This is a genomic window from Diplocloster agilis, assembly GCF_019042275.1.
GTDB classification, from domain to species: Bacteria; Bacillota; Clostridia; order Lachnospirales; family Lachnospiraceae; genus Diplocloster; species Diplocloster agilis.
The window spans coordinates 19,384-32,651 of sequence record NZ_JAHQCW010000056.1 but is presented as its reverse complement, the minus strand read 5'-3'; the positions used below and the strand labels follow the sequence as shown (position 1 = coordinate 32,651).

At 43.5% G+C, this 13,268-nt stretch carries 21 protein-coding genes and 1 pseudogene; 20 read left to right on the top strand and 2 right to left on the bottom strand.

The features are described from left to right. Positions 1 to 237: 237 nt before the first annotated feature. Entirely contained in the window at positions 238 to 399 is a 162-nt protein-coding gene (locus KTH89_RS22710) for a hypothetical protein (RefSeq protein ID WP_238723233.1), read from the bottom strand. A gap of 151 nt (positions 400 to 550) precedes the next feature. Between KTH89_RS22710 and KTH89_RS25265 the strand changes: the two are divergent. After that, positions 551 to 775: pseudogene (locus tag KTH89_RS25265) on the top strand (Thoeris anti-defense Tad2 family protein); the annotation flags it as partial. A gap of 82 nt (positions 776 to 857) precedes the next feature. Here the strand turns inward: KTH89_RS25265 and KTH89_RS22705 are convergent. Continuing rightward, a complete protein-coding gene (locus KTH89_RS22705; RefSeq protein ID WP_238723232.1) occupies positions 858 to 1,355 on the bottom strand; it encodes a hypothetical protein in 498 nt (165 codons plus the stop codon). An 82-nt stretch (positions 1,356 to 1,437) separates the two neighbouring features. Between KTH89_RS22705 and KTH89_RS22700 the strand changes: the two genes are divergently transcribed. From KTH89_RS22700 to KTH89_RS22610, 19 genes are all read left to right on the top strand, one after another. Beyond that, a complete protein-coding gene (locus tag KTH89_RS22700; protein WP_238723231.1) occupies positions 1,438 to 1,830 on the top strand; it encodes a 3D domain-containing protein in 393 nt (130 codons plus the stop codon). Between the two features lie 471 nt (positions 1,831 to 2,301). Further along, positions 2,302 to 2,811, top strand: coding sequence for a siphovirus Gp157 family protein (locus tag KTH89_RS22695; RefSeq protein ID WP_238723230.1), 510 nt, complete (start codon positions 2,302 to 2,304; stop codon positions 2,809 to 2,811). 11 nt (positions 2,812 to 2,822) lie between these two features. Next, positions 2,823 to 3,482, top strand: coding sequence for an ERF family protein (locus tag KTH89_RS22690; RefSeq protein WP_158348105.1), 660 nt, complete (start codon positions 2,823 to 2,825; stop codon positions 3,480 to 3,482). Positions 3,483 to 3,491: 9 nt separating this feature from the next. After that, positions 3,492 to 4,049: a hypothetical protein gene (locus tag KTH89_RS22685; RefSeq protein ID WP_158348107.1), complete on the top strand. Its 558-nt coding sequence runs from the start codon at positions 3,492 to 3,494 to the stop codon at positions 4,047 to 4,049. Continuing rightward, positions 4,033 to 4,320: a phosphoenolpyruvate carboxykinase gene (locus tag KTH89_RS22680; protein WP_158348109.1), complete on the top strand. Its 288-nt coding sequence runs from the start codon at positions 4,033 to 4,035 to the stop codon at positions 4,318 to 4,320. Before KTH89_RS22685 ends, KTH89_RS22680 begins: the two co-directional genes overlap by 17 nt. A gap of 97 nt (positions 4,321 to 4,417) precedes the next feature. Then, on the top strand, positions 4,418 to 4,795 hold the full coding sequence (locus KTH89_RS22675; protein ID WP_238723229.1) for a PDDEXK family nuclease: 378 nt from the start codon (positions 4,418 to 4,420) through the stop codon (positions 4,793 to 4,795). Then, on the top strand, positions 4,756 to 5,532 hold the full coding sequence (locus KTH89_RS22670) for a hypothetical protein (RefSeq protein ID WP_158348111.1): 777 nt from the start codon (positions 4,756 to 4,758) through the stop codon (positions 5,530 to 5,532). Before KTH89_RS22675 ends, KTH89_RS22670 begins: the two co-directional genes overlap by 40 nt. Continuing rightward, positions 5,432 to 6,262, top strand: a complete 831-nt coding sequence (locus KTH89_RS22665) for an ATP-binding protein (RefSeq protein ID WP_238723228.1) — start codon at positions 5,432 to 5,434, stop codon at positions 6,260 to 6,262. The genes KTH89_RS22670 and KTH89_RS22665 overlap by 101 nt, the downstream gene beginning before the upstream one ends. A 17-nt stretch (positions 6,263 to 6,279) precedes the next feature. Further along, entirely contained in the window at positions 6,280 to 6,978 is a 699-nt protein-coding gene (locus KTH89_RS22660; protein ID WP_238723227.1) for a hypothetical protein, read from the top strand. A gap of 71 nt (positions 6,979 to 7,049) precedes the next feature. Then, positions 7,050 to 7,853, top strand: a complete 804-nt coding sequence (locus tag KTH89_RS22655) for a DNA-methyltransferase (RefSeq protein ID WP_238723226.1) — start codon at positions 7,050 to 7,052, stop codon at positions 7,851 to 7,853. A 74-nt stretch (positions 7,854 to 7,927) separates the two neighbouring features. Beyond that, positions 7,928 to 8,641: a DNA-methyltransferase gene (locus tag KTH89_RS22650; protein ID WP_238723225.1), complete on the top strand. Its 714-nt coding sequence runs from the start codon at positions 7,928 to 7,930 to the stop codon at positions 8,639 to 8,641. A 31-nt stretch (positions 8,642 to 8,672) separates the two neighbouring features. Further along, positions 8,673 to 8,999: a hypothetical protein gene (locus KTH89_RS22645; RefSeq protein WP_238723223.1), complete on the top strand. Its 327-nt coding sequence runs from the start codon at positions 8,673 to 8,675 to the stop codon at positions 8,997 to 8,999. A gap of 518 nt (positions 9,000 to 9,517) precedes the next feature. Next, entirely contained in the window at positions 9,518 to 9,709 is a 192-nt protein-coding gene (locus KTH89_RS22640) for a helix-turn-helix domain-containing protein (RefSeq protein ID WP_158345725.1), read from the top strand. Between the two features lie 33 nt (positions 9,710 to 9,742). Next, complete coding sequence (locus tag KTH89_RS22635; protein ID WP_238723222.1) at positions 9,743 to 9,955, top strand: hypothetical protein; 213 nt, start codon at positions 9,743 to 9,745, stop codon at positions 9,953 to 9,955. Positions 9,956 to 9,977: 22 nt separating this feature from the next. Next, positions 9,978 to 10,172: a helix-turn-helix transcriptional regulator gene (locus tag KTH89_RS22630; RefSeq protein ID WP_238723220.1), complete on the top strand. Its 195-nt coding sequence runs from the start codon at positions 9,978 to 9,980 to the stop codon at positions 10,170 to 10,172. A 300-nt stretch (positions 10,173 to 10,472) separates the two neighbouring features. After that, on the top strand, positions 10,473 to 10,682 hold the full coding sequence (locus KTH89_RS22625) for a LexA family protein (RefSeq protein WP_238723218.1): 210 nt from the start codon (positions 10,473 to 10,475) through the stop codon (positions 10,680 to 10,682). Between the two features lie 184 nt (positions 10,683 to 10,866). Beyond that, positions 10,867 to 11,289, top strand: coding sequence for a hypothetical protein (locus tag KTH89_RS22620; protein WP_238723217.1), 423 nt, complete (start codon positions 10,867 to 10,869; stop codon positions 11,287 to 11,289). 173 nt (positions 11,290 to 11,462) lie between these two features. Further along, positions 11,463 to 11,978, top strand: a complete 516-nt coding sequence (locus KTH89_RS22615; protein ID WP_238723216.1) for a hypothetical protein — start codon at positions 11,463 to 11,465, stop codon at positions 11,976 to 11,978. Next, positions 11,944 to 13,263, top strand: a complete 1,320-nt coding sequence (locus KTH89_RS22610) for a PBSX family phage terminase large subunit (RefSeq protein ID WP_330656733.1) — start codon at positions 11,944 to 11,946, stop codon at positions 13,261 to 13,263. Before KTH89_RS22615 ends, KTH89_RS22610 begins: the two co-directional genes overlap by 35 nt. The last annotated feature ends 5 nt before the right edge of the window (positions 13,264 to 13,268 follow it).

Genomic DNA, 13,268 nt, shown 5'->3' with positions numbered 1-13,268 from the left:
CCGGAGAGTTTGGGAGGCAGGTGTTTTTTCACGCCAGATGATCCGGATCATGAGGAAAATTGAAAGGAAGGGCAAAAGGAATGCAGCAAGAACGCAATAGAAGATATGCATATGAGCAATTTGTTCGTGACCAGGATGAATGGTATTGGAATCGAACGAATAGGCTCATCGACGAAAAGGTAGAGAAAACGACCACACTTACAAGAGCAAGCATAGTCGTTTCTGGAATAGCAATAGTCATTTCTGCTTTTTTTCTGCTTCGTAGGTCTGCATAACGATGGTAGCGACATCGTCAACGGCCTTTAAGAGGGAATCTTGCAGAGAGTTGTCCGCACTGGAATGAAAAATCTCATTATTCATTTCATTTTTAAACAATTCGATTGCATCAGGTACCGTCAATATAATAATCTCCTCTCTTTTGTACTCGGCGCTGCAACGTCTGTAAGTACAGTATAGGCGAGTAGATAAGAAATATCAATATCAGAGAGTTTGAGAGGCAGAAGTTTTGTCACGCCGGGTGATACGGATTAAGAAATAAATTTAAAAGGAAATGAGAGAGAAAGGAAAAACAATGTATATACACGAAGCTGTGAAATTATCAGAAGAGACAGGAAAAAGTATTTACCGGAAAGAATGGGGCAACACAGACAAAGGATGTGTGATTACTCCTACGAATGATATGGACTGTTGTACAGTGAGACTTATTTTAGACGGAAAAGAGGTCAGCCGTTGTAGATGCTGGAATCCTACAGCGGATGACCTGATAGCTGATGACTGGGAAATGGTTACTGTAGAAAAAAACGAAAATGAGTCAATAAATACTAGATCAATAAAAAAGTCTAGCAATTTTGAGTATATCATAGCAGAGTATCCGGTAATTGACTTAGTGACAGTATCGTTTCAATTGCCCCGCCCCGGTTGGAAGATATTTGAAGCATCAGATCTTTGGTATCAGGTATGCTTACGCCTGGAGGAAATACAAAAAGAACATATCCAGAAGTAGCTCCCAGAGGGGAAATTACAATGGGAAAAGTAATACTAAAGTCGTCGTGAGCATTCAAAATCTCATTGCCTCTTTTATATTGAGAAGATTTCACTCTTTGCGGAATGATCCTGGAAGGATAATAGACTCCATTAATCTTAAGAGATAATGATGTAATAGAGATAGACAAGCGTGATTTATTTTCGAATGATAGATAAAATAACGCCTGATTTTGAACCGCATTGTAAGCAATTGTACGGATAACAATATTTTTTCTCGTTGTTAAGTAAGTATATAACCATCCGGAAATAGTGCCAATAGACCCGATAACTGCAAGAACAAAAGTTATATTTTCTTTAGTGAAATATATCATTACAATCCTTCTTTACTATTTAATATAAAAAGTATAAGTCGTTCGAGGAGCAATATCAAGTAAAAAATAAGGAGATGAAACAATGCATAAGACAAGATGGGGCATTATAATCGCAATCTTCCTGATCGTCATTTTGGCCGCCGCCATCCGGGCAAACGCCGGACAAGACCTGCAGCCGCCGGATACAGAGGCGTTTGAGTCCACAGCCTACACATGGACCGGGTATCCCACCGCATCCGGCAAATGGCCGCGAGAGGGCGTCACGATAGCGGTAGATCCCGACGTGATCCCGCTGGGAAGCGCGGTGATGATCTGGGGCGAGGACGGGGAGTGGATGGGGATCTACGAGGCCCAGGACACCGGCCGGCTGATCCGGGGCAGGATCATTGATTTGTACATACAGGACTATGCGGAGTGTATCGAGTACGGAAGGCAGACAATATACGTCCGGGTGATTACCGGCGTAAAAGGATAGGAGGAAAAACACCATGAAGATCAGTTATAGCCGAAACAACAGAACCTTACACATCATTGCAGGTCGATATCATGTCTTGCTTAGCCGGGAGGCCGGGATAATCAGGAATGAACTGTCCTCCTGCGACCGCTGGCTATGGGGGTGATGACAATGACAGAGCAATATCCGTACGGCATGGTAGCGGAGCACCAGGAAGTCATGGAACTGGTAGAAGCTGCACAAGAAAATGGATCCCGTAGGAGGGGGGCTCCATAGGGATCCGGGGCAAAGCTAAATATCATATGCTTATGCCCTTATTATAAAGTGTCAGAAAGGGATTGTCAATTATGAGATATACATGTGATATTTGCGGATGTAGCTTAGATCCGGGAGAAGGCCGGACATGCGAAGAGTGCCAAGAGGCAGAACGAATCCATCGAAGCATAAAACGCCAGGCTGTAAACCTGAGAACATACGAAGGGAGAATAACTGATGATGAATATGAGTACGCTGTATGAACTAAAAGAAGAGCACGAAGCCCTTATGAATATGCTGTATGACGAGGAAGTAGACGAACAGACGGTGCTGGATACTCTCGAGGGGATCGAGGGAGAGATTGAGGAGAAGGCTGACAGTTATGCAAAAATCATGCAACTTTTGTCAGCCGATATGGAGGCGTTAAAAAAAGAGGAGGATCGTTTAAAACGTCGCCGGGAAACGCTGGAGAGCAATATTGACCGAATGAGGCGCCGGCTGTATGAAACGATGAAAGAAACCGGGAAAACTAAATTTAGGACGCAGTTATTTAGCTTTGCAATCGTCGGAAACGGCGGTAAGCAGCCGCTTAAATTAGATGTTCCAGACGTATCACAGATACCGGAAGAGTTTTTAATTCCGCAGCCGCCTAAAACGGATAATGATGCAATCAGGAAAGCTTTGGCAAAACAGGATTTACCCTGGGCACACCTGGAACCCAGGGGAGATCACCTGACAATCAAATAGGGGGGATAGAAGTGTCTATATATGAAAAGCTTTTACATATCCAGCAAGACTTAAAAGCACCAAAAAGCCAATATAACAGATTTGGTGATTTTAATTACCGAAGCTGCGAAGACATCCAGGAAGCTGCTAAACCACTTCTGTCAGCGCAGAAATGTGTCCTTTTGGTTGGGGATGATCTTTTCCTGATCGGTGATAGGTACTATGTTAAAGCTACCGCACGCTTGATTGACTGCGAGAATGGAGAATCGGTTGAAAATGTAGCATATGCTCGGGAAACTGCATCACGGCCAAAAATGGATGATGCACAGTTAACCGGGAGCGCAAGTAGTTATGCTAGGAAATATGCGCTGAACGGACTGTTCTGTCTGGATGACCAAAAAGACGCAGATGGACAGAATAAGCAAAAAGTCAACGATGGAAATAAAAATAAGGAAATACCTCTCGTTGATGAAGCTCAAATGAATACTATAAAAAATGAGAGCAAACGAACGGGTATAAGTATCAATATTGTTCTGGGTAATTACAATCTCAAAAAACTAGAAGAAATGAATGATTTACAGTTTAAAGATGCTTTGGAGAGATTTAAGTTTTATCCCACGGTACTACCATCAGGAACAACTATTGATCCTTCCATACCTGAATCTGTGGATCAAGAAATGCCTTTTAAGTAGGTGATGTACATGGAATTTACAGGAAAAATTGAAAGTATCTCCCAGGAATACGGAAGCGGAAAAGTCAAAGTCACTTTTGCTGTCAATGAAACAAGGAAGGCCCTGACAGAATACGAAAAGATCAAAAACGTCGGGAAGCTCAAGGTGACTGCGGTTAAATACCGGAACCGCCGCAGCCTGGATGCCAACGCGTACATGTGGGTTTTACTCGAAAAAATGGCGGAGATACTGCACACAAACAAAGACGATCTTTATATCCAGATGCTTGACCGGTATGGAGTATTTACACATATCGTCGTACAGCCTCAGGTGGTTGCGCGGGTCAAGGCGGAGTGGAGAGTTGTCCGGGAATTGGGCGAGATTACAGTAGGCAGCATGACAGGGATCCAGCTACAGTGTTTCTTCGGCTCGAGTACCTATGACACAAAGGAGATGGCTCGGCTTATAGATGGAATCATCTCTGAGTGCAAGGCACTGGATATCGAGACCATGACGCCGGATGAACTTGATCAAATTAAAGCATCCTGGGGTCAGAAATACGAGGCGAACCATGAAAAAGCTGTATAGCGTCCTGACCGATGATCTGGAGCACTGCTACATAACCGGCAGCAACACAATAGCCATACACCATGTTTTTGGCGGACCGGACAGAAAAGTATCGGAGCGATACGGTTTTCTCGTCCCACTCCGGCCGGACTGGCATAACCTATCATCCTACGGAGTCCACCAAAATCGGGAATTGGACCTGAGGTTCAAACGGCTGGCCCAGGGCTACTACGAGGATCATATAGGCAGCCGGGAACAATTCCGGAAGGAGTTCCGGAAATCTTACTTATGACACCTCCCCAAAGAGGATTATATATCACGAACGTAACTATTGTATGCCATTGTTCATCCCGTCGGTAATTACCTGCCGGCGGGGGAAAGGAGGGCAGATGGACAGCAGAGAGAAAGGGAAGCGCGGGGAACGGGAGCTTGCAGGGGTCCTGCGCGGATATGGATATGAGAGCCGGCGTGGACAGCAATACTGCGGGGCGGACGGATCGGCCGATGTAGTAGGGCTTCCGGGAATCCATATTGAATGTAAACGAGTCGAAAAGCTAAATTTATACGATGCTATAGAACAATCCAGACATGATGCCTGCCAGAATGAACTACCGGTCGTTATGCACCGTAAAAATCGATGCGAATGGTTGGCATCAATGCCATTGGAATATTTTATAGAAATCTATCGAGAGTGGCAGGCGGGACAAGAATTGGAAGGTGAACAGCAATGTCGGACGGATGGATCAAGCTGCACCGTAAAACCTTAGAGAACCCAGTAGCATGCAAGGATGCGGACTACCTTGCTGTATGGATATATCTACTTTTGAAAGCTACTCACGATGAGATACCGGCAAATTTTAGAGGACATAAAATAGTATTGAAGCCTGGGCAGCTTATAACGGGAAGAATGAAAATAGCATCTGATCTATCCGTGAACGAAAGTAAGGTAAAAAGGATTTTAAGTGCGTTCAAAAATGACCAGCAGATTGACCAGCAGACAAGCAACAAAAATAGCCTAATTACAATACTTAACTGGAACATGTATCAAAAAAATGACCAGCAAGGCGGACAACAAATGACCAGCAAACGACCAGCAGATGACCAGCAAGTGACCACAAACAAGAAAGAAAGAACTAAAGAATGTAAGAAAGAGAATATATATTCCCCCGGTTTCGCAGAATTCTGGCGAGTGTATCCGAGAAAAGTCGAGAAGGGAAACTGCTACAAAAAGTACCAGGCCCGATTGAGAGACGGTTTTTCAGAGGCCCAGCTTTTCGAAGCTGCTGAGAAATATGCTGCTGAATGCAAGCGAAACCGGACGGAGCAGAAGTATATAAAGCACGGTAGCACATTTTTGAGTGATGCTCTTCCGTTTGAAGATTTCTTGAAAGGAGGAATGACCGATGGAAACAGAACTGGACCGGACCCTGAACCAGATCCGGACGACCTTGTCTCACAGGCAATCGCCGCAGGAGTCACCGGAGACGGATTCGAAGGATTCTGACGTTTGCCCTGATTGCCAAGGAACAACCTGGATACTGGATAAAAAAACAAATTCCGTGACACCGTGTAAGTGCAGGGATAAGACAATCATGGACCGGCGCTTAAGATTCGCAGCTCTGCCGGAGGCATTCCGGGAGATGGATCTCAAAACATTCCGAACCGATATTTACCAAATACCGGAGAGCCGCGACAAAATTAAAGGTGCTTGTCAGGTCATTAAGACGTATCTGGATAATTTTTCCCAAATGCAGGGACGCGGAATAGGGCTATATATGTGGTCAAATGCGAAAGGATCCGGTAAGACCCGGATGGCGGCAAGCATCGCAAATTATCTCATGCGGGAAAAAGGGGTACAGGTTAAATTTTCGACATCCTTGAACATTATTCAGGAAATTAAAAACACCTGGGACGATAAAGAAAAGAAGAGCGAAAGCAGGTTACTGGATGCGCTTTCCACCGCGGAGGTATTGATAATTGATGATTTTGGGATGGAGCAACTGACGGCATGGATTAATAGTAAATTCTTCCAGGTTTTAAACGAGCGATATATCAATAACAGGGTAACAATCCTGACGAGCAATATCCCGTTTGAAAATCTTGAGTATGATGACCGGATCACGGATCGGATCGGTGAAAAGATGCTTAAGATCGCTTTCCCGGAAGAATCGATAAGAAAAATAATCAGCAAGAACAATAATGCGCAGATGCTCGGAATGCTTGCTAAACAATGATTTAAGGAGGAAAGCCAATGAAAAGATCGGATCTGTTGCAGATTGCCAAACCTATCCTGTTTAACACGGACATGGTTCGGGCAACCTTGGACGATCAAAAAACATCAACACGACGCGTAGTCAAGAAAAAATACAGCAATACGGAACTGAAAATGAAGACCGACAAATACGGAAGCCGGCTTATAGAGATCCAAAAAGATATAGAAGGGGAAACATATGGTCAAAAACAAGATGGTGGATCATGGCACAGGTTACGGGCTTACATAGAACCTAAACCGCCGTATCGCCCTGGAGATATCCTGTATGTACGGGAAACATGGTGGCGGAATTACTATCACCAATACGGCAAATATTTTTATCGTGCTGATGGGGAAGAAGTCCAAATACCAGTGATTACCGGAGGAACGGCCCTACACAGAAAAGCGGATGGATTGAAATGGCATCCATCTATCCACATGCCGAAGGAAGCAGCCCGGTTATTCCTGCGGGTGACGGAGGTGCGGGTAGAGCCGTTGCAGGATATCACACCGCAAGAGGCATATCTGGAAGGGGCAAGGTGTACATGCATGACTCCAGTGCCAGAGTGTGCAGGGAACAAAGATGAATTTATAAAAATTTGGAACAACACCGTAAAAAAGAAGGACCTGCCGCTGTACGGATGGGATGCGAATCCCTGGGTCTGGGTGATCGAATTTGAACGGTTAGTTTGTGAATAAAACCAATATTTAAGTAAGAAAGGAGGCCGGAGCGGTGGCCACCGTAACAGGATCCTGGCTCCTTTCGAAAAATGAAAACAGAATTATACAACGATAATTTTCAAAATTTTAAACGGTATGGAATACCAAAAGCGCAACTTGTCATTGCAGATATTCCATACAATATAGGTAATAATTTTTACGGAAGTAACCCTATGTGGTATAAAGGCGGCGACAATAAAAATGGAGAAAGTAATCTGGCAGGAAAGGCAGCATTTAATACAGATTTCAACTTCAATATTGCCGAGTATTTCCACTTTTGCAACCGACTACTAAAAAAAGAACCTAAGAAGAGCAATGGAAGGGGGAAATCATCAGATGCACCATGTATGATTGTTTTTTGTTCTTTTGAACAGATGCCGATGGTAATACAATATGCTGAAAAGTATGGATTTAAGCATAATATTCCATTGATATTCTGTAAGAACTATAGCCCTCAGGTACTGAAGGCAAACATGAGAATATGTGGAGCAACTGAATATGCCCTTGTGCTATACAGAGAAAAACTTCCGAAATTTCGGAATAATGGGAAGATGATTTTCAACTGGTTTGAGTGGAAACGTGACAGTACAAAAAATTATCCTAAGATTCATCCGGCACAGAAACCAGTAACGCTTCTTAAACGGCTGATCGAAATCTTTACAGACGAAGGAGACGTGGTTATCGATCCATGCGCGGGAAGTGGTACAACACTCCGTGCGTGTATGGAATTGAACCGGAATAGCTATGGTTTTGAAATATCAAAGGAGTTTTATAGACGGGCAAAAGACGAAATGTTATCTTATGTTGACGATCAAATAGGTTTTGAAAGCTTTCCTGGGGTGATGCCAAAGTGAGTAATAATATAAAGTTACTACAGGTCGGAATGTTAGAAATAAATAAAATTTATAACGAAGATTGCCTGGAGGGCATGAAAAAAATAGACGACGGATCCATAGATATGATACTTTGCGATCTACCATATGGATCGACACAATGTAGATGGGATGTTGTGATTCCTTTTGATCCACTATGGAGGGAATATAAAAGGGTCATAAAGGATAATGGTGCGATAGTCCTTTTCGGTACACAACCATTTACAAGCTTATTAGTAAATAGCAATCTTTTAATGTTTAGGTACGAGTGGATTTATGAAAAAACACAACCTTCCGGCCATTTAAATGCTAAGAAAATGCCAATGAAATATCATGAGAATATACTTGTTTTTTATAAGAAACCGCCTGTATATAACCCAATAAAGACAATGGGTCATGCGAGAAAAGTATCAAAAGGGCAAATAGTAACCAGGGATGAAGTCGGTATGGGATGTTACGGGGCGCAGGAAAACGGCGCGAATTATGATAGTACAGAACGGTATCCAAAAAGTATTATCACCGTATCAAACGGGTTAATGAAACAAAAATCACTCCATCCAACGCAAAAGCCTGTTGAGCTTTTTAAATACCTGATCAAGACATACACGAATGAGGATGATCTTGTGCTAGATAATTGCATCGGGAGCGGAACAACTGCAATAGCTTGTATGGAAACTTATCGAAATTTTATAGGTTTTGAAAAAGATAAAAAATATTTTGGCGTAGCAGAGAAACGGATAAGTGATTATATGCTGGCTTATTCATATTAAATTAGGGTTTAGGTAAGAAAGAAGGTGTTTTATGTACGGAAATGAAGGTGAAAAGTGGGTAATGACAAATGAATTATCCATAAACGAATTGATGATTAATGAAGTTGGTACGGAATTTGAAATTGCGCCATATTATTCTGTACCACATGGGTATACATCCATCAAGTATGAGGGTATCTTGATTTTCATTCCAGATAAGGTTTTTGAGGAGCATTTTGTGAGATTAGATACCTATAAACAATACTATCATCTGGGAGATATTATCAAAATAAATGCTAATGGTAATCTTGAAGATTACAGTATTGTGAGAATAGATGGTGATGGACATTATATCACTTTACGGTTGGAACGTGATTAATTAGGATTTGGAGGTGATTAGGTGCTAATTATTTGTACAGAGTTTGAAAAAGAAATGATGTTGGAGCAATGCAATGGAGTGTGTACAGATTGTGTGTTTAAACATATCCAGAATTGTCCGGTTGATAAAAGAGATTTGGTGACTACGGAGGAAATAGAAAGCGGCCATGTGGTCGGACTACCTCCGCAAAACTGAAATTTAGCGAATGATAAAGGAGGAAAATGGGACGAAAAAGGCTACTTACCAGATTACCGTCTGAAAGTAGCCCACGCCTACACCTATCTTACCCGGATAGTTTTGGTTGAAGTTTTGGTCGAATGTCCATTACTCACCGAAGTACGTACTTGCACGTTACCATTGCTGGTAGGCCGTGCGGTTGAAGTAACCCGAATCCGCATTGTACGTCCCATAAATTTCCTCCTTTCTCATAATATTTGAATCCTCCCTACAACATAGAGTGGTGAACGTACGTTCCACACCCACATATAGTATTACATGCAAGAAAGGAGTTGTCAAGCATGAATTTAGGAGAAATTGTAAAAGCAGAGCGAAGGAAACAGGGGATTTCACAACAAAAGTTGGCAGATGCTGCCGGGGTTACTAAAAGAGCCATAAATTATTGGGAAAAAGGAACTAAGCATATGAACTTAGAGAGCGCTGACAAGGTTCTTAAAGCGCTGGGAATATCGTTTACTATTGGCGAACAGTAGTTCACTAAACGGAGATTTGAAGGGGAGAAGAAAATGGAAATAAAGGCAGAGGATTTAAAAGATTTTATTGGGATACCTGTATGCTGGGTACATAAAAGAATGGGATATAAAAAAGCGAAAGAGGAATGGCTAATAATACGCAGTGTTAGATATAATCAAGAAAGCGTAGAGGTAGTTTTTACGGATGGAGGAAATTTGGAATTTGGAATAAAAGATAAGCATACGGAATTGTTTTTGTCTGTATAAGCGGAGATTTGGAGGGATGAGTATGACGGAGATCGGATGGGCGGCGGATGAGATCCGAAAGGCCCGGGAAGGAAAGGGTATGTCCCAGACAGCGTTGGCCGAAGCCGCCGGAGTCTCCAGGCGATCGATACAATACTGGGAGGCTGGCCGGGATATGCCGGTTGATACCTTTGCAACCTTGCTACAGGTGCTAGGCAAAAAGGTATTTGTGGCATAAATATCGGCGCACAATAGTGCGCTAAACGGAGATTTTTTAAGGAAGGATGATGAAACATGGGAATAAAAGGATTGGTGGGCTTTTGTGAGTGTAAGGGATGTTGGAATCGCATGGATTTTGAGATGGAATCTATACTCCATTTTCCAGATGGTAAAAAGAAAAGGAAAACTATGCGAATATGTAAGAAACATGCAATAGAGATTGGAAGGTCGGGAGTAGTACAAAGTATCACAGTAGAGGACACTATTAATTTTAACGAGATGGAATAATAAGCGAGGAGTTGAGAAGGGAGGAAACATTTTGAAAGAGAAGGTTTACGCCTACATAGTAGATTACATCATCAAAAATGGTTACGCTCCATCGATGCGGGAGATCGCGGCGGATCTGGGTATTGTGGCATCCACAGTCCACATATACCTCAAGTTGCTTGAGGACGACGGAAAGATATATTGTCGCCATGGTAGCCCGCGGGTTATCCGAGTCAATGCCCTAAAAATAACTAAGAGCTAATCACTACTAAGGGTTCCAGCCTTTGTGCCGGGACCCAAAAAAAGAATCATTGATCGAACATATGTTACGAAAATGTGTTCGGAACGTAAACAAAAAAATAGCGGCGGTACAGCTTCCGGTTGGATTAGTGGGAGAGGGAGATAATTAAGCGAATAGCATACAGAGTGCAGAAAGGGGACTGAATTTGAATTATACAAAAATACCGAAGGATAGTTGGGCAATTATAGAGCGGGTTTTGCGCCGATATCCAGAGCAAAAAAGAGAGTATGACAATACCAGGGAAATGGCCATTGAGTCTACCCCGTTTAATGATGGGCAGCCACGGAGCAATTACCCAGCAAACAGGACAGAGACAGCCATTGTTAATTTGATAAGTAATCCCCGTATGCAGCGCATGGAAAGAGAAATAGCGGCAGTGGAAAAAGCCTATTATGGACTGGAATACGAGGAACAAAGGAAAGTAATCCGCCTGCGATACTGGACAAACCCTTGGAGGAATATTCCGTACAACCATCTAAATGGGGTGGATTATTCCGAACGACAAATGCATCGGATCGTATACCGGGTAGTTAAGACGGTAGGAAAAGAGCTTGGGGAGATTGAGTAAAAAAGATGGCCTGATTTTGCATGTCAAGGTATGATATAATACTATCATGGAATTTTGATCAAGAGGTCACCCATGGTAGGGCGGCCTCTTTTTGTACCCTAGCCCCGGCGTCTGAAACTTAGGGCGCTGGGGACCTCCTTCTGGTGGAGGGTACATGATTTGAAGGTGGTGGCATGCCAAATGAAGAAAACTTAAAAGGACATGGATTTCATGAGCGAACAGCGGAAGAACAGCGAGAAATTGCAATCGCAGGCGGAAAAGCATCCGGGGAAGCCAGGCGCAGAAAAGCTAATTTTCGGAAGACTTTAAACCTCCTGCTGACGGCTAAAATAGACAGCCCGGAATGGACGCCCATACTCGAATCACTGGGACTGGACAGTACGCTTGAAAGTGCTTTAAATATGGCAATGATCAAAGAAGGTCTTTCCGGAAACGTCAAGGCTTATGAAGCCATTGCCCGTTATGCTGGTCAATCCGAAATGACCGAAGCCGATGAAGCCGAACAAAAGATCCGGACAGACCGGGCGAGGAGAGCCAGGGATCAAGAGATTGGAGACGAAACCGGAGCGGAGGAAAATATTCGGGCGTTTATGAAGGCTATGCGACCGACACAGGAAGAGCTTGACAACCTATTTACAGAGGAAGGTGTGGAAGATGGCGAAGAAGCAGAAGAAACCGGCAAAGTTTGATTTTATGCCATTTTCTGAACAACAGCGCAGACTTATACATTGGTGGAGACCAGGACTCCGAGTAGCGGAAAACAACTATGTAATTGCGGACGGATCTATCCGATCAGGAAAAACGATAGCTTGTATAATTGGGTTTTTAACATGGTCGCAGGAAATGCATAGCGGCCAGACGTTTATCCTGGCAGGGAAAACCATGGGAGCGTTAAAGAAAAATGTTATTCGCCCTATGCTGCAGATCCTAGAAGCCTGGGGATGGCCTTACGATTATGTACGATCCGGATCAGAGCCGCACATTGATATAGGCAGCAATACTTATTATCTATTTGGGGCCAATACAGAGGCAGCGCAGGATTCCCTGCAGGGACTTACAGCGGCAGGAGCCTACTTAGATGAGGCTGCATTATTCCCAAAATCCTTTGTGGATCAGGCAATTGGCCGATGCTCTGTTGATGGCTGGAAATTTTGGATGAACTGCAACCCGGCCGGGCCACATCACTTTATCAGAGAAGACTATCTGACGGCAGAGGAAATGAAAAAGAAGAAAGTATATCATCTGCATTTTACGATGGATGATAACCTGTCTATTTCTCCAAAACGTAAAGAAGAATACAAGAATGCCTGGGCGCATGGAAGCGTATTTTATAAGCGCTTTATCTTGGGATTATGGGTGGCGGCAGACGGCCTGATCTATCAGCAGTTTGCGGATAATGTGGCAGATTATACGGTGAGCAGCAAGTGGTTGGCAGAAAACCAGATCATGTATGCAGTAATAGGGGTTGATTTCGGCGGGACGAAGTCGGCTCATTCTTTTACGCTGACCGGATTTACAAAAGGCTATAAACAGGTGGTTGTGTTAGACGAATACTATTGCAAGAAACGTCTGAACCCGAAACAGTTGCAGGATGATTTCATAGACTTTGTCCGGAGGGCGCAGGCGAAATATAAAACCTACGAGGCTTATTGCGATAGCGCCGAACAGACGTTGATCGCAGGACTAGAGACAGCCTGTATTCAGGCGCATGTAACAATCGACATTAAAAATGCATTAAAAGGCCCGATCAACGACCGGATCGCCTTCTATAACAGCCTGATCGCACAAGGCCGATGGAAGGTCATGAAACACTGTAAGCACATCATTGGCGCTTTTGAACAGGCGGTCTATGATGACAAGAAAAAGAACCAGGATATCCGGCTGGATGACGGCCTGATGAATGTGGATAGTTTGGACAGCACGGAATACAGCACGGAGTCGGTACAGGACGATATTCTTTATATCGCGGCATAGGAGGT